Here is a 16,813-nt window from a genome sequence, read left to right as displayed (position 1 = left end):
CACGCTCTGTTCGCTCTGTTTCTAGCCGCTCGGGAGACGGCTGGGCTGCGGGCATGGCCGCTCCTGTCCGCGTTCACTCGGGTGGCGGGAGAGGTTGGCGGGGTCCCCCGGATGGTCTCCGGGGAGGGTGTGCCGTGCGCGTACCCGGGGAGCCCTTCCCACTCTCGTCCCGCCCAATCCGGGTCCTTGGTTAACTACTCGTACGTAGTGAACACGGGCAATACCAAGGCCGGGCTCGACATCCGCAGAGGCTCCGTCAAGTCGGGAACGACTACCCGATGTGTACGACGACACCCCCCGTCCCACGTGCCACTCCCGCCCCCTCGGCGCGGCTTTTTCAGTACGTAGGAACGGCGGAGTTGTCCGGACAGACGCAAGTTGACGCGCGCGGGCGGAAGGCGGGCGGAAGGCCGGCGGAACGCGGGCGAGAAGGGAGGCGGCATGGTCCGGGAGTGGCCGCGCGGCTAGCCTTCCGGGGGTCGATGCGCGGCGCACAGCGTGGTGCGCCCGCCCCGCTGTGTCATCCCCTGCGAAGGTGGAGCCCGTGAAGGCTATCCGTCGATTCACCGTGCGCCCCGTCCTCCCGGAACCTCTGATGCCGCTCGCTGAGCTCGCGCGCAATCTGCGCTGGTCTTGGCATGCGGAAACCCGTGAACTCTTTCAATCCGTCGACCCCGAGGGCTGGCAGGCCGCCGCAGGCGATCCCGTCCGGCTGCTCGGCACGGTCTCCGCCGCCCGTCTGGCCGAGCTGGCCGGCGACCGGCGCTTCCTGCGGCGGCTCGCCGTCGCCGTCGCCGACCTCGATGACTACGTCAACGGCGGGAGGTGGTACCAGAGCCAGGAAAACGTCGGGGAACTCCCCGCCGGGATCGCCTATTTCTCCCCCGAGTTCGGTATCACCGCCGCCCTGCCCCAGTACTCCGGCGGGCTCGGGATCCTCGCCGGGGACCACCTCAAGGCCGCCAGCGACCTCGGCGTCCCGCTCGTCGGCGTGGGGCTGCTGTACCGGCACGGATACTTCCGCCAGTCACTCTCCCGCGACGGGTGGCAGCAGGAGCACTATCCCGTCCTCGATCCGAACGAGCTGCCCCTCACGCTGGTGCGGGAGGCCGAGGGGACTCCGGCCCGGGTGTCCCTGAGCCTGCCCGGCGGGCGGGCGTTGCACGCGCACATCTGGCAAGCCCGCGTCGGCCGGGTTCCCCTGCTGCTCCTCGACTCCGACGTCGAGGACAACGACGCCCCCGCCCGCGAGGTGACCGACCGGCTCTACGGCGGCGGCAGCGACCACCGGCTGCTCCAGGAGATGCTGCTCGGCATCGGAGGCGTGCGCGCGGTCCGTACGTTCTGCCGCCTCACCGGGCATCCCGACCCCGAGGTGTTCCACACCAACGAGGGACACGCCGGGTTCCTGGGGCTGGAGCGCATAAGGGAACTGGAAGGGGAGCAGGGCCTCGGGTTCGACGCCGCCGTCGAGGCGGTGCGCGCCGGGACCGTGTTCACCACGCACACCCCGGTGCCCGCCGGGATCGACCGCTTCGAGCGGGCCCTGGTCGCCCGGCACTTCGGGGAGGGCGGCGAGCTCGCCGGGGTCCCGGTCGACCGGATCCTGGAGCTGGGTGCGGAGTCCTACCCGGGCGGCGACCCCGGCGTGTTCAACATGGCCGTCATGGGGCTGCGCCTCGCCCAGCGCGCCAACGGGGTGTCCACCCTGCACGGGGCGGTCAGCCGGGGGATGTTCGCCGGGCTGTGGCCCGGGTTCGACCCGGGCGACGTACCCATCACCTCGGTGACCAACGGGGTGCACGCGCCGACCTGGGTGGCCCCTGAGGTGGTCCGGCTCGGGGTGCGGCAGATCGGGGCCGGGCGGACCGAGGACGCCCTCTCCGTCGGCGGGTCCCAGCGCTGGGACGCCGTCGCGGACATCCCCGACCAGGACGTCTGGGATCTCCGGCGGGTGCTCAGGGAGCAGCTGGTGCAGGAGGTACGGGACCGGCTGCGCGTCTCCTGGCAGCAGCGCGGGGCCGTATCGGCCGAACTCGGCTGGGTGGACTCCGTCCTGGATCCGGACGTGCTGACCATCGGGTTCGCCCGGCGGGTGCCGTCGTACAAGCGGCTCACGCTGATGCTGCGGGATCCCGAGCGGCTGCGCAGGCTGCTGCTGGACCCGGACCGGCCGGTGCAGATCGTGGTCGCGGGCAAGGCACACCCGGCGGACGACGGCGGCAAGCGCCTCGTCCAGGAGCTGGTGCGGTTCGCGGACGACCCGCGGGTGCGGCACCGGATCGTGTTCCTGCCCGACTACGGCATGGGCATGGCGCAGAAGCTGTACCCGGGCTGCGACGTCTGGCTGAACAACCCCCTCCGGCCGCTGGAGGCCTGCGGCACCAGCGGGATGAAGGCGGCCCTCAACGGCTGCCTGAACCTGTCCGTGCTGGACGGCTGGTGGGACGAGTGGTTCGAGCCCGACTTCGGCTGGGCCATTCCCACGGCCGACGGGATCGGGACGGACGAGGACCGGCGCGACGACCTGGAGGCGAATGCCCTCTACGAGTTGATCGAAAGCCGGGTCGCGCCGCGGTTCTACGACCGGGCCGGGCGCACCGGACTGCCGGTGCGGTGGATCGAGATGGTCCGGCGCACCCTGGTGTCACTGGGGCCGAAGGTGCTCGCGGGGCGGATGGTCCGGGAGTACGTGGAGCGGCTCTACACCCCGGCCGCACTCGCACACCGGGCACTGACCCCGCACGCGGCGCGGGACCTGGCCTGGTGGAAGGGCCGGGTCCGGGCGGCCTGGCCACGGGTCACCGTCGAGCACGTGGAGGCGCTGGCCGCGGCTCCCGTGGGCGGCACCGCCGAGCTGGGGGCGACCCTCACCCTGCGGGTGCACGTGGCGCTGGACGCGCTGGCGCCGGAGGACGTGGAGGTGCAGGCCGTCGCCGGGCGGGTGGACGCGCACGACGTGATCCGGGACGGGCGGCCCTTCCCGCTCAAGCCGGCCGCGGGGCCGGACCTGGAGGGGCGCTGGGTGTACGAGGGCCCGCTCGCCCTCGACCGGACGGGGCCGTTCGGATACACCGTGCGGATCCTGCCGGCGCACCCGCTGCTGGCGACACCGGCCGAACTGGGGCTCGTCGCGGGCCCGTCGGACACGGAGGCGGGAGGGGGTGTCCTGCTCAGGTGACGGGGGCTCGGGGAGCTGAGGCCTAGGGGGCCGGGGCTCAGGGGGCGGGCGGCAGGTCCACCAGCCGCCCGTCCTCGACCAGCATCCCGGCCCGCTTGATGGTCCGCAGGGTCGGGATCACCTCCACCTGCTGAATCCCGGGCACCGCGCCGATCCGCTCGGTCATGTACGTGTACAGCGCGTCCGTGTCCCGGCACACCACCACGGCGAGGAGATTGGACGTCCCGGTCACCGCGGCCGCGAACGGCACCTCGGGATGACTGCCGAGCGCGGCGCCCGCCTCCGCCAGGCTGGCCGGAGACACCGTCAGCATCAGCGTCGACTCGGCCTCGTACCCGAGCGTGCGGGGTACGAGCTCCACGTCGATGTACATCGCCCCCACCTCCCGCAGCCGCTCCACCCGCCGCCGGGCCGTGGACTCCGACAGGCCCGAGGCGCGGGCCAGTTCCCCGTACCCGGCCCGCCCGTCCCGCCCCAGTACGGCGAGCAGCGCGAGCTCGGTCTCGTCCAGGGTGTACCGGCCCTGGTGCGGCTCGGCGGCCGGCACGGGCGGCCGTTCCAGGGCCGCCACCTGGTCCGGGCGCAGCACCCCCATGCCGAACCACGGCACGGCGCCGCCGATGAAGGTCCGCAGGATGGTGTGGGCGGTGACCCCGGTGACCCGGCGGGTGCGCGGCAGCTTGTCCAGCAGCAGGGCGTCCCGGTCCCGGGTGCTTCGGGTCTTGGTCATGCAGTGGATCTCGGTGCCGCCGGAACAGAGCTTCACCCAGGCGATGTCGGGGCGCCGGGCCAGCGCCTCGGCCACCCTGAGCGCCGCGTCGGGCGCGCACTGCACCCGCAGCCAGGACTCGTACAGGCCGACCCGGCGGCCCAGCGGCAGTCCGACCACCCGGACCAGGCCGGACGAGCGCATCCGGCGGTAGCGGCGAACCACCGTCTGGTCGGAGACCTCCAGCACCTCGGAGAGCCGGCTGAAGGAGGCCCGCCCGTCGACCATGAGGGCCTGGATCAGCGCCTGGTCGAGCTCGTCCAGCTCCACGGGGTTGTTCACGGACTGCTGCATGGTTTCCATCATGACAGGGGCTCGGATAATGGAATTCCGGCAGGGAGGGGCTGCTGGGTGGGGAATCGGGGCCCCGCGCTGAGATCTTGAGGCCGTTCGGGAGTACCCCTTCCGTGGGGAGAGCCCGCCCGGACATCCCGCCGAGAACCCCGAGGAGAGTTCCCATGCGCAAGTGGCTGCCGTTGACGGCGGTGTGCCTCGGGGCCTTCATGCTCCTGGTCGACGTGTCCATCGTGACCGTCGCCCTCCCGGACATGGCCGCCGACATGCACACCGGATTCGCCGAGCTCCAGTGGGTGATGGACATCTACGCCCTGGCGCTGGCCGCGCTGCTGCTCGGCGCGGGCTCGCTCGCCGACCGGATCGGCCGGCGCCGCGTCTACCTCGGCGGGCTCGCGGTCTTCGCCGCCGCCTCGCTCGCCTGCGCCCTGGCCGACGGGCCGGCCGCGCTGATCACCTTCCGCGCGATCCAGGGCATAGGCGGCGCGGCGATGTTCGCCACCACCATGGCCCTGCTCAGCTCGGCCTACCAGGGCCGCGAGCGCGGCATCGCCTTCGGCGTCTGGGGCGCGGTCAACGGCGCCGCCGCCGCGGCCGGGCCGGTCATCGGGGGGCTGCTCACCGAGAGCTTCGGCTGGCGCTGGATCTTCTACACCAACCTGCCGGTCTGCGCCCTGGCCGTGTTCGTCACCCTCAAGGCGGTGGCCGAGTCCCGCGACCCGCACGCCAAGGGCCTCGACCTGCCCGGGATGGCCACCTTCACCGCGGGCGCCGGGGTGGTCACGTACGCCCTGATCCGGGCCGGCGAGAACGGCTGGACCTCGCTCACCACCCTCGGGCTGCTCGGGCTCGGCGTGCTCGCCTTCGCCGGGTTCGTCGTGGTCGAACTGCGCAGTTCCCAGCCGATGCTGGACCTCTCGCTGTTCCGCAGCCCGACCTTCGTGGCCGTCATGGCCGGCGGACTCCTGCTGTCCGGCGCCGCGTTCTCCTACATGATGTACGTCTCCCTGTGGCTTCAGTCCGTCGAGGGCATGAGCCCGGTGGGCGCGGGTCTGGTGCTGGTACCGCTGAGCCTCGCCGCCTTCGCCGTCTCCGCCGCGGCCGGGCGGCTGCTGCACGGGGCCCCGGCGCGGCTGACCATCGGCGGCGGCCTGCTGCTGGTCGGGGCGGGCGCACTGCTCCAGGCCTGGATGCTGGACGCGGGCGACGGCTGGTCGGCCCTGGTGCCGGGGCTGGTGGTGACCGGTATGGGCGCGGGCATGGGGATCCCGGCGCTGGCGGCCACCGCGATGGGGGCCGTGGCCCCGGCCCGGGCGGGCATGGCCGGCGGCGCCATGAACACCTCGCGGCAGCTGGGGATCGCCCTCGGCATCGCGGTGCTCGGCGCCGTCTTCCGCGCCGGGCTGGCGGACGGACTGGCCGGCTCCGGCCAGCCGCACGGCACGGCCGAGGCGCTGGCCTCCGGCGGGGCGGGGAAGCTGCTGGCCGCGGCCCCGGCGGCGAAGGCCTGGGTGGAGGCGGCCTTCGCGAGCGGGCTGCGGGAGGCGTTCGTGGTCTCCGGGGCGATGGGCCTGCTGGGGGCGCTGCTGGCGGTCCTGCTGATCCGCCCCGCGGCCGCCCCGGTCCCGGCGGCCGCCCCGGTCGCCGAACGCGCCGCCGCCTGACGCGCCTTGGCGCCCGTACGCCCCGGACCCCCGCGCGGGTCCGGGGCGCAGGTGTGCGGCGGCTCATCGGCCCGGGGACTGCCGTATGGGCTCAGCGGGCCGGTCCGGGAGGGTGAACCTTCGAACGCGCTGCGCACGGCGAACCGTTTCTGCAGAGCCGTCCGCTCCTACGCTGCCCGCGGATGCCACCACCGGACCCGGTATCCGCGGAACCCGAGAAACGGACTCCCCACATGCGTCTTCGCACCACCGCCGCCGCGCTCATCGGCGCCCTCGCGATCGTCCTCCCCGCCGCCGGCCCCTCGCTGGCCACCGACCACGACGGCCGCGACGGCCGTGGCCACCGCACCCTCGGCGAGCTGCAGTACCGGTTCTTCGACGATGACGGCGAGGAGCGCAGCGCGCGGATCCGCCCGGCGGACAACGACACCTGCTACCGGCTGACGGGCACCACGGAGGAGGATCCCGCCTTCGAGGTGAGGAACGAGACGAGGTCCCTGGCGGTGCTGTACTCCGACCGCAGCTGTGGCGGCCGGGCGGAGAGGACGCTGGAGCCGGGCCAGCGGGCGAGGGACGTGGAGGTCGCCTCCGTGCTCTTCAAGCCGTTCGAGGACGACGAGGGTGGCCGTCCGGGGCGTCAGGACGACGAGGGTGGCCGTCCCGGGGACCAGGACGACGAGGGCGGTCGTCCGGGGCGTCAGGACGACGAGGGCGGTCGTCCGGGGCGTCAGGACGACGAGGGTGGCCGTCCGGGGCGTCAGGACGACGAGGGTGGCCGTCCGGGGCGTCAGGACGACGAGGGTGGCCGTCCGGGGCGTCAGGACGACCGCGGTGACGAGGACGAGGACTTCCTCGGCCGCGTCTTCCGCTCCATCGGCTGATCCGCGGACCTTCCTGAAGACCGCGGACCCTGCTGAAGACAGGAGCCCGGCACCTCCGTGGGTGCCGGGCTCCTCGGCGCATGGGACAGGGCCGCCCGGGGAGGTCTGCTCCCGGGCGGCCCCGTGTTCTATCTGTTCAGCTGCCGGTCACGCGGCCCCTGGTGGGGGTCAGAACGTGAGCTTCCAGCTGTTGATGTAGCCGGTGTCCAGGCTGGCGAGGTCCGCCACCCGGAGCTTCCAGGTGCCCTGCGCCACCTCGGACGAGGCGTTCACCGTGAAGGACTGGACGATGTTGTCCGCGCTGCCGCCGCTGCGGTTGCGCAGGTTGTAGACGGTGCCGTCGGGGGCGACCAGGTCGACCCTGAGGTCACCGACGTAGGTGTGGACGATGTTGACGTCCACCTTGAGGGTGCTCGGCGCGTTGCCGGTGCGGGTGACGGCGATCGGGGACTCGACCGTCGAGTTGTCCGCGATCTGGTAGTCGTTCGTGTTCTCGAACACGTTCTGCTGCGACGTGCCGACGGTCCAGGTGAAGGACGCCGTGCCCTTCGCGCTGGTCGAGTCGGTCACCGTGACGGTCACGTTGGACGTGCCGGCGGTGGTGGCCGTGCCCGAGATCAGACCGGTCGAGGAGTTGATCGACAGGCCGGCCGGCAGGCCGGTCGCCGCGTAGCTCAGCGCACCCGGGTTGGTGCTGGTCGCCTGGACCTGAAGGCTCACAGCGGTGTTGATCTGGGTGGTCTGGTTGGCGATCGGGGTGACCGAGACACCGCTGGGCGCGGGGCGCGAACCGACGTTGATGGCCGCCCAGGCGTGGGCCACGTTGTTGTACGTGGCCGAGCCGGCGCCGTACAGGTCGGCGGCGGCCAGCAGCGTGGCGTCACGGGCGGTGGCGTAGGTGGTGTTCGACTTGAAGTAGCCCACCGTCAGCGCGCGGAACCAGATCTTCGAGGCGGCGTCGCGGCCGATCGCGGTGACCGGGAGGCCGTCCGAGGTCGGCGAGTTGTAGCTCACGCCGTTGATGACCTTGGCGCCGGAGCCCTCGGAGGCCAGGTAGTACCAGTGGTTGGCCGGACCCGAGGAGTAGTGGACGTCGATGCCGCCGATGCCGGAGTACCAGGCGTCCTTCGACCCGCCGTCCTTGCTCGGCTTGTCCATGTAGCGCAGCGGGGTGCCGTCGCCGTTGATGTCGATCTTCTCGCCGACGAGGTAGTCACCGACGTCCTGCGGGTTGTTGGCGTAGAACTCGACCGCCGCCGCCATGATGTCGGAGGTGGCCTCGTTCAGACCGCCGGGCTCACCGCTGTAGGTCATGTTGCCGGTGACCGAGGTCAGACCGTGGGTCATCTCGTGCGCGGCCACGTCGATGGACGTCAGCGGGTGCGTGTTGCTGATGCCGTCGCCGTAGGTCATGCAGAAGCAGCTGTCGGACCAGAACGCGTTGACGTACGCGTTGCCGTAGTGGACCCGGCTGTACGGGGCCACGCCGTCGTTGCGCAGGCCGTTGCGACCGTGCACGTTCTTGTAGTAGTCCCACGTCAGCTGGGCGCCGTAGTGCGCGTCCGCGCCGGCGGTCTCGCGGCTGGAGGCGGCGCCGGTGCCCCAGATGTCGTCCGGACCGCTGAACAGGGTGCCGGTGCCGGAGCCGGTGCCTCCGTTCAGGTCGTACGTCTTGTGGCTGCCGCGCCCGGCGTCGGTCAGCGTGTAGCTGCTGCCCGACTGCGACGTGCCCAGCGTCACCTGGCCGCTGTACATGGTGTTGCCGGTGCCGGTCTCGATGGCCTGCCACTCGGTGATCTTCGCGCCGGTCTTGGCGTCGGTCACCACGTGCAGCTCGCTCGGGGTGCCGTCGTCCTGGAGGCCGCCGACGACGGTCTCGAAGGCGAGGACGGGCACTCCGGTGGCGGCCCAGATCACCTTGCGGGCGTTCTTGGAGGCCTTGGCGTCCTTCGAACCCTGGGACTTGGCCGCGGAGATGGCCTGGCTCTCGGCGGCGGCCGCGGTGACCGACGGGCTGGTGTCGGCGACCTTGATGACGTGGTTGGTCGCCTTGGTGACGCTCTTGACGGTGCCGCCCTTGGCGTGGACGGTCAGGTCACCGCCGAGCACCGGCAGGCCGTCGTAGGTGCGCTCGTACGTGGTGTGCGTGGTGCCGTCCGCGTCCTGGACGACATCGCGGACGACGAGTCTCTCCTGGCCGCCGAGGCCGAGGGACTTGGCCGCCTGCGCGGTGGTCGAGTTGGCGTCGGCGAGGAGCGTCGCACGCTCCGAAGCGCTGAGTGAGCGGGCCGCCGCACCCGGGTTGGGCTGGGCGGCCTGGCGGGCCTGCGACGCGGTGGCGTCGGCGGTGGCGGTGCCGGACTGTATGCCTACGGCGAGCAGGGCTGCCGCGGCAACGAGCGCGCCGGCCGCGGTGGCACGCCGCTGGGGGGTGGTCCTCAACGCAGACTCCTTCTGCAAGGGGGGTTCCGGACGGCTGGGTGGGCCTCCGGGCAGATCAGGGCTGGTGCGATGAACGGTCGAAGAGTGCCAGCTTCAGGCCGCAATGTCAGGGCCGCGTCAAAAGGTTGGCTGGAAACGGTTCGTTGTCCGAAGTGACGTATCCGGTATCCGAACCATTCACCTTCGCGTGGCAGGGGTGGGCCCGAGGCCTGGAACGGGAGATACCGGTTGCTAACCCTTGGGCGACGAGAGCTCTCGTTAACGCAAACGGCATTTGCCGTACAGGCGTTTGTCGTACTGTTTCCCGGTGCGACAGATGTTCGTTGCCTGGGGAAGCAACGGACTCGCGCCGCTGACGTAGACCACGTGCCAGGGGGGCCCATGAGGCATGTCCATTTTCCTGCGCAAACAGTGGCCAGAACGGTCACCGAGTCGGCAGGGCCGCCAACCGCGCCCGCGCGCCGCCTCGGTGACAAGGCCCGCTGGTATCTGCCCGCCGCCGTCACCGCCGACTTCCTCGGCGCGGCCCTCCCGGTAGGCCTCGTTTTCGAGGCCGCGCAGCAGGTCAGGCCGGTGTACTGCGCCGTCGGCGCCGCCCTGGCGTGGACCGCGGTACAGGCGCTGCGCCGTCGCTACGCGGCCCGCCTGCTCGGCGAGTCCCGCGGAGTGCTGCCCGTGCTGCACGACTGGCTGATTCTGATCGGTGTCCTGGCCGTGGCCCGCGTGGTGACCGGGGAGGAGACGCCGCGGCTGGCCGCGCTCGGGGCCCTGCTGCCCGCGCTGCTCATCACCGTCGCCTGCCACAAGCTCACCTACCGCCACCTCTCGGCCGCCCGCCGCGAGGCCCAGGCGGTCAGCCGGGTCCTGGTGGTCGGTGAACCCGGGGCCGCCGAGGAGGTCATCGCGCACCTCGCCGCGCGCACCGACCACCCGTACGTCGTCGTCGGCGTGATCCCGGTCGGCGGTGGCTCCCTCGACAGCGGGGTGCCCGTGGCCGCCCGGCTCGACGCGGGGATGCCCGGGACGCCGGCCGAGGACGCCTCTGCCGTGCTCGGCGCCGTCCGCAGCCACCACGGAGACCTGGTGCTCGTGGCCCCGGGCGTGCGGATGACGGGGGAACGGCTGCGCCGGGTCGCCTGGGCGCTGCACGACGCCGGGCTGGAACTGGCCGTGTTCCCGGGGCTGGTGGAGATCTCGGTCAAGCGGCTGGAGACCCTGTCCGCCGGCGGGCTCGCCGTGCTGCGGATCGCGCCGCCCGTCCGGGGCGGGGTGCAGCCCCTGCTGAAGTCGGTGCTGGACCGCGCCGGGGCCGGCCTCGGCCTCCTGGTGCTGTCCCCGTTCTTCCTCGGCATCGTCCTGGCGATACGTTTCGGCTCCCGCGGCCCGGCCTTCTACAGCCAGCGCCGGATCGGCCGGGACGGGGTCCCGTTCGTCATGTGGAAGTTCCGCACCATGGTGGTGGACGCCGACCGGATGAAGGACGAGCTGTCCGGCGCGAACGAGAACGACGGCCTGATGTTCAAGATGCGGCGCGACCCCCGGGTGACCCGGGTGGGCCGGCTGCTGCGCCGCACCTCGATGGACGAACTGCCGCAGCTGTTCAACGTGCTGACGGGCAGCATGTCGCTGGTCGGCCCGCGCCCGCCGCTTCCGGAGGAGGTGGCGCAGTACGACGAGGTCGAGCTGCGTCGGCTCACCGTGCGTCCCGGGATGACCGGGCTGTGGCAGATCAGCGGGCGGTCCGACCTGTCCTGGGACGAAACGATTCAGCTTGATCTGCAGTACGTCGACAACTGGTCGTTCACCAGCGATGTCGACGTCATGGGCCGTACCCTCCGCGCCGTCGTCGACGGTCGCGGAGCGTACTGACGGGGGACCGCGGCCCGTGCGATCAGCCCTGCTCGCGCCACCACTTGTAGGTGGCGGCGATGCCATCCCGCAGCGGGATGCCCGGCTTCCAGCCCAGCGAGGTCAGACGGGACACGTCGAGGAGCTTGCGCGGGGTCCCGTCCGGCTTGGACGTGTCCCAGGCGAGCCGGCCCTGGAAGCCGGTCACTTCGGCGACCGTCTCGGCGAGGGCCTTGATGGTGAGGTCCTCGCCGCAGCCGATGTTGACCGGCTCGTCGCCGTCGTAGGTGTTCAGCAGTACCGCGCAGGCGGCGGCCAGGTCGTCGACGTGCAGGAACTCCCGGCGGGGGGTGCCGGAGCCCCACAGGGTGACCTCGTCGCGGCCTTCGGCGGTGGACTCGTGGAAGCGCCGGATCAGGGCGGGCAGCACGTGCGAGGACTCGAGGTCGAAGTTGTCGCCCGGGCCGTAGAGGTTCGTCGGCATGGCCGAGATGTACGAGGCCCCGTACTGCTTGCGGTACGACTGGACCTGGACGATGCCGGCGATCTTCGCCAGCGCGTACGCCTCGTTCGTCGGCTCCAGCGGCCCGGTCAGCAGCGCGTCCTCGCTGATGGGCTGCGGGGCGAGTTTGGGGTAGATGCAGGAGGATCCCAGGAACAGCAGCCGGCCGACCCCGGCGGCGTGCGACCCGGCGATGACGCTGAGCTGGATCTTGAGGTTGTCCTCCAGGAACTGCACCGGGTAGGTGCTGTTGGCCATGATCCCGCCGACCTTGGCGGCGGCCAGCACGACGGCGTCCGGGCGGACTTCCTTCAGGTACGCCCCGGTCGCTTCGGCGTCCCGCAGGTCGAGGTCCGTACGGCCGCGGGTGAGCACCTCATGGCCGTCGGCGGTGAGCCGCCGGGCGACCGCGGACCCCACGAGGCCGCGGTGACCGGCGACGAAGACGCGGGCGTGCGGGGGCAGAAGCGGCAGCGAACTTGTCATACCGCCGATGATGCCAGTCCGCTGCCGCGGGGTGCGGGGGAGGTGCCGGGGCGGCCGAAACAGGGCGGGCACCGGCCCGCCCGGCCTGGCCCGTCCGGCTCGGCCCGACCGGCCCGGCCCGTCCGGCTCGACCGGCCCGGCCCGTCCGGCCCGGCCCGGCCCGTCCGAGACCCGCCCGACCGGTGTGGCCGTGGGGCTGGGCCGATGGGTGCCAACCGGCCCCTGGCCCGGGCCCCGGAGGGGCGCGTGGCCGGGCCTGCCCGGTACCGGTGTGCCGGCGTCGCCGGTTCGGCGCGCGCCGTCGGACCGCCCGGGCGGAATGCGCCCCGAAGGGGGCGGGGTGTGGGCCGTGTACGGTACGCATCCAGCCCCTGGGACCGGCCGGCGGCGCGGCATCCCGCCAGGACCAGCGGAGGCCGACGGCCGTGCGCGCAGCCCGGAAGGGACGGGCCGTCAGGCCCAGTCGGCATCCCGAGGCGTGGGCTCGCCGGGTGGGCGGAACACCGTCGGCCCGGAGGCGTGGGCTCGCCGGGTGGGCGGAACACCGTCGGCCCGGAGGCGTGGGCTCGCCGGGTGGGCGGAACACCGTCGGCCCCGAGGCGCGGCCTCATCACAGCTGCCTCATCACAACAGACCGAAACGAACCCCAGGGGGACCCACATGGGCAAGACCGCACTGATCACCGGCGTCACCGGGCAGGACGGGTCGTACCTCGCTGAGCTGCTGCTCTCCAAGGGCTACACGGTGCACGGACTTGTGCGGCGGTCCTCCAGCTTCAACACGGAGCGGATCGACCACATCTACCAGGACCCGCAGACCGCGAACCGGTCCTTCGTCCTGCACCACGCCGACCTGTCCGACGGCGTCGCCCTGGTGAACCTGCTGCGCGAGATACGCCCCGACGAGGTCTACAACCTGGGCGCCCAGTCCCATGTCCGGGTCTCCTTCGACGCGCCCCTCTACACCGGCGACGTCACCGGCCTCGGCGCCCTCCGGCTGCTCGAAGCCATCCGGGCCAGCGGCGTGGACACCCGTATCTACCAGGCCTCGTCCTCGGAGATGTTCGGCGCCACCCCGCCCCCGCAGAACGAGCGGACGCCGTTCCACCCGCGCAGCCCGTACGGCGCCGCCAAGGTCTTCGCGTACTGGACCACGGTCAACTACCGTGAGGCGTACGACATGTTCGCCGTCAACGGGATCCTCTTCAACCACGAGTCCCCGCGCCGCGGCGAGACCTTCGTGACGCGCAAGATCACCCGCGCGGTGGCCCGTATCAAGGCCGGTCTTCAGGAGCACCTCTACCTCGGCAACCTCGACGCCGTCCGCGACTGGGGCTACGCGCCCGAGTACGTCGACGCCATGTGGCGCATGCTCCAGCAGGACGAGCCCACCGACTACGTCGTGGCCACCGGAGTCGCCGCCACCGTGCGCGAGTTCGTCGAGTCCTCCTTCGGGCACGCCGGCCTCGACTGGAACGAGCACGTGCGCTACGACCCCAAGTACGAGCGCCCCAGCGAGGTCGACGCCCTCATCGGGGACGCGAGCAAGGCCCAGGAGATTCTTGGCTGGAAGCCGACCGTCCTCGTGGCTGAATTGGCCAGGATCATGGTGGACGCCGACATCCGGCAGGTTGAGGACCAACTGGCGGGCGTGACCGTCCGGATCGACCGCTGAGGCCTTTTCCTTCCCCTACGATTTGCCGTGTCCCGGTCATCCCCGCAGTCCACCGCGGGTGTGGCCGGGGCAAACCTGCCGTATGTCCGTAGTGCACCCTCCATGCTGAACCCTGTTGATTCCAAGTTGGTATGCAATGGGTCAAGTGAGGTGACCGGGCCCTCGCGCGAGCCCTAGTCTGCGCCAGTACATATGGCTGTTCGGATAGTTCCAGCCATCAAAACCGGGCGATTGCCCTGGGGGGCTCATGCGTAGAACCAGAGGGCTGACTGCTGCCCTCGTCCTGTCACTGGCCGGTGCCGGCACCGGACTTGGCCTGGTGCTGATGCCCGAGGCGTCCGCCATCACGCAGCCAGTGGCCTTCACCGCCGACGCGCTGCCCACCTGGCAGCCCAACGGCATCGTCTGGGCCATGGCCCAGACGAACGGCACCGTCTTCGCCGGCGGCACCTTCTCGGCCGTCCGTCCGCCCGCGGGCGCGTCCGGAACCGAGCAGGAAGCCGTGAACTTCGTGGCGCTCGACGCCGCGACGGGCAACCCGACCTCCTGCAAGCTCGCCTTCACCATCGGCGAGGGCACGGCGACCGTGCGCACCCTGGTCGTCTCCAAGGACGGCAAGACCCTGTACGCGGGCGGCTACTTCGGCGCCGTCAACGGCACTCCGGTCTCCAGCATCGCCGCGATCGACGTCGAGAGCTGCACCCCCAAGGCATCGTTCCACCCGGGCTTCCCCGCCACCGTGCGGGCTCTCGCCGTCTCCGACGACACCCTGTACGCGGCCGGCGACTTCACCACCGTCGAGGGCCAGAGCCGCGAGCGGTTCGCCGCGGTCGACGCCACCTCCGGTGCGGTCAAGCCGTTCAGCGCCAACGCCGACGAACCCGGCCGCGCGGTCGCGGTCACCCCGGACGGCAAGAACGTGCTGCTGGGCGGTGACTTCTTCTCGGTCAACGGCACCAGCACCCACGCGCTGGCCGTGGTGAACTCCACCACGGGCGCGATCACCAAGACCTACAGCAACATCCCGTCGAACTCGGTCGTCAAGAACATCGCCACCGACGAGACCGGCTTCTACACGGGCAACGAGGGCTCGGGTGGCGGCGTCTTCGACGGCCGCATCGGCCTCAAGCTCAGCGACTTCACCGAGAAGTGGCGCGACCGCTGCCTCGGCGCCACCCAGTACGTGCTGCCGTACGACGGGGTCCTCTACAGCTCCTCGCACGCGCACGACTGCACGCTGAACGGGGAGTACCCCGACGGTAAGCGCCACCACCTGCTGGCCCAGCCCACCAACTACTCGGGCACGGCCCCCGCCCCGGTGGACGGTTTCGTGGCCAGCCCCCGCAAGCTCGGCTGGTTCCCCGACACCAACGACGGCCTCGGCGAGGGCATCGGCCCGCGCGTCATGGCCGTCGTTTCGAGCGGCGACACCAAGTACATGTGGGTCGGCGGTGAGTTCACCACCGTCAACGGCTCCGAGCAGCAGAGCCTGACCCGCTTCGCCTCCACCGGCGACGTCGGCGCGCCGACCACCCCGGTGGCCAGCGCCGCGAGCGTCAAGCCCGGTGAGGCCCAGGTCCGCTGGCGCACCAGCTACGACGCGGACGACAGCAAGCTGACGTACCGGATCTACCGCAACGGCTCGGCCACCCCGATCCACACCATGACCGCCGAGTCCCTCGAATTCGAGCGGCCGCAGGCGTCGTGGGCCGACACCACCGTCAAGGCCGGCCAGTCCTACACCTACCGGGTGACCGCGACCGACGCCGCGGGCAACACCAGCGCCCGCTCGGCCTCCGCCGCCGTGACCGTCCCGACCTCGGTGCAGTCGTACCCGAACCAGGTCCGCGCGGACGGCGCCCAGCTGTACTGGCGCTACGACGACACCGTCAGCCCGTACATCGCCGACTCCTCGAACGGCGGCAACACCAGCGGCATCCAGATGAACACCCCGTCGCTGCGCCAGACGCCCGGCGCCGTCACCGGCACCAGCACCGCGATCGGCTTCAACGGCACCAGCCAGCAGGTGTACAGCGACCACCGCCAGTCGGTCGGCGCCAGCTACACCATCGAGACGTGGTTCAAGACCAACACCACGCGCGGCGGCAAGCTGATCGGTTTCGGCAACAACCAGAACCGCAACAGCGGCTCTTACGACAAGCAGATCTACATGACCAACACCGGTCGTCTGATCTTCGGTGTCTACAACGGCTCGGCCCGGACCATCGCCACCGGCCTGCTCGACACGTACAACGACAGCAAGTGGCACCACGTCGTCGGCACCCAGGGCCCCGGCGGCATGGCGCTGTACGTGGACGGCCAGTCCAAGGGCACGCTGAACGTCACGAACTCCACCCCGTACGCGGGCTACTGGCACGTCGGCGGCGACAACCTCGCCAGCTGGCCGACCCGTCCGACCAGCAACTTCTTCGGTGGCCAGGTCGACGAGACGGCCGTCTACCCGACGGCGCTGACCGCGGCCCAGATCAAGAACCACTTCGATCTGGCCAAGGCCCCCACCGACTCGGTCTTCAAGGTCAACGCGACCGAGGACACCTACATCAACCAGGGCGCCCCGAGCACCGCCTACGGCACGTCCACCTCGCTCGCGGTGCGCGGCACCTCCGCGTACGAGACGTACCTGCGCTTCAACCTCCCCGCCGCCCCGGCCGGGCAGGTCCTGAAGGCCGCCTCGCTGCAGTTCAAGACCACCACCCAGGCCGGTGCGGGGACGCCCGACAAGGTGTCCGTGGTCCCGGTCACGGGTACCTGGAGCGGTGCGGGCACCACCTTCAACACCAAGCCCACCCTCGGCACCACCCCGCTCGGCTCCATCACGGGCGTGCCGGACGGCTCGGCGGTCAACAACGTCGAGCTGGACACGGCCGCGGTCTCCGCGGTGCTGGGCACCAGCTACAGCCTGGGCCTGACGAGCACGGGCACCGACGCGATGTGGATCTGGTCCGCGGAGTCGACGGCGGCGGACGGCATTCCGCAGCTCGTCCTCACCTTCGGCGCGAAGTAGCCGAAGCGACGGTCCGACACGACCGTCCGACGGACACTGCGGGGCCC

9 protein-coding genes are annotated in these 16,813 nt (G+C 71.6%); 6 read left to right on the top strand and 3 right to left on the bottom strand.

Annotated elements, in window-relative coordinates; translation table 11 throughout:
- Positions 1–544 precede the first annotated feature (544 nt).
- Positions 545–3,181: an alpha-glucan family phosphorylase gene (gene glgP, locus J7I97_RS08890; RefSeq protein ID WP_214932518.1), complete on the top strand. Its 2,637-nt coding sequence runs from the start codon at positions 545–547 to the stop codon at positions 3,179–3,181.
- 37 nt (positions 3,182–3,218) lie between these two features.
- Here the strand turns inward: glgP and J7I97_RS08885 are convergent, their stop codons facing one another.
- Entirely contained in the window at positions 3,219–4,244 is a 1,026-nt protein-coding gene (locus J7I97_RS08885; RefSeq protein ID WP_214932516.1) for an Lrp/AsnC family transcriptional regulator, read from the bottom strand.
- A 164-nt stretch (positions 4,245–4,408) separates the two neighbouring features.
- Between J7I97_RS08885 and J7I97_RS08880 the strand changes: the two genes are divergently transcribed.
- A complete protein-coding gene (locus J7I97_RS08880; protein WP_214932514.1) occupies positions 4,409–5,908 on the top strand; it encodes an MFS transporter in 1,500 nt (499 codons plus the stop codon).
- A 233-nt stretch (positions 5,909–6,141) separates the two neighbouring features.
- Complete coding sequence (locus tag J7I97_RS08875; protein ID WP_214932512.1) at positions 6,142–6,789, top strand: hypothetical protein; 648 nt, start codon at positions 6,142–6,144, stop codon at positions 6,787–6,789.
- A gap of 168 nt (positions 6,790–6,957) precedes the next feature.
- Here the strand turns inward: J7I97_RS08875 and J7I97_RS08870 are convergent, their stop codons facing one another.
- Positions 6,958–9,231 carry a M4 family metallopeptidase gene (locus tag J7I97_RS08870; RefSeq protein WP_214932510.1) on the bottom strand — a complete coding sequence of 758 codons (2,274 nt, stop codon included), beginning with the start codon at positions 9,229–9,231 and terminating at the stop codon, positions 6,958–6,960.
- 381 nt (positions 9,232–9,612) lie between these two features.
- Between J7I97_RS08870 and J7I97_RS08865 the strand changes: the two genes are divergently transcribed.
- Entirely contained in the window at positions 9,613–11,100 is a 1,488-nt protein-coding gene (locus J7I97_RS08865; protein WP_214932509.1) for a sugar transferase, read from the top strand.
- Between the two features lie 22 nt (positions 11,101–11,122).
- Here J7I97_RS08865 and J7I97_RS08860 read toward each other — a convergent pair whose 3' ends face one another.
- Positions 11,123–12,067, bottom strand: a complete 945-nt coding sequence (locus J7I97_RS08860) for a GDP-L-fucose synthase (protein ID WP_214932507.1) — start codon at positions 12,065–12,067, stop codon at positions 11,123–11,125.
- A gap of 660 nt (positions 12,068–12,727) precedes the next feature.
- Here J7I97_RS08860 and gmd point away from each other — a divergent pair.
- The gene (gene gmd, locus J7I97_RS08855) at positions 12,728–13,741 is read left to right on the top strand and encodes a GDP-mannose 4,6-dehydratase (protein WP_214932505.1); all 1,014 of its coding nucleotides are present in this window, start codon (positions 12,728–12,730) and stop codon (positions 13,739–13,741) included.
- A 247-nt stretch (positions 13,742–13,988) separates the two neighbouring features.
- Entirely contained in the window at positions 13,989–16,766 is a 2,778-nt protein-coding gene (locus J7I97_RS08850; protein WP_214932502.1) for a DNRLRE domain-containing protein, read from the top strand.
- Positions 16,767–16,813 lie beyond the last annotated feature (47 nt).

It is taken from the genome of Streptomyces sp. ISL-87 (assembly GCF_018614095.1).
Classification (GTDB): Bacteria; Actinomycetota; Actinomycetes; order Streptomycetales; family Streptomycetaceae; genus Streptomyces.
The sequence above is the reverse complement of the archived record's forward strand: the minus strand, read 5'-3'. Positions and strand labels throughout refer to the sequence as shown.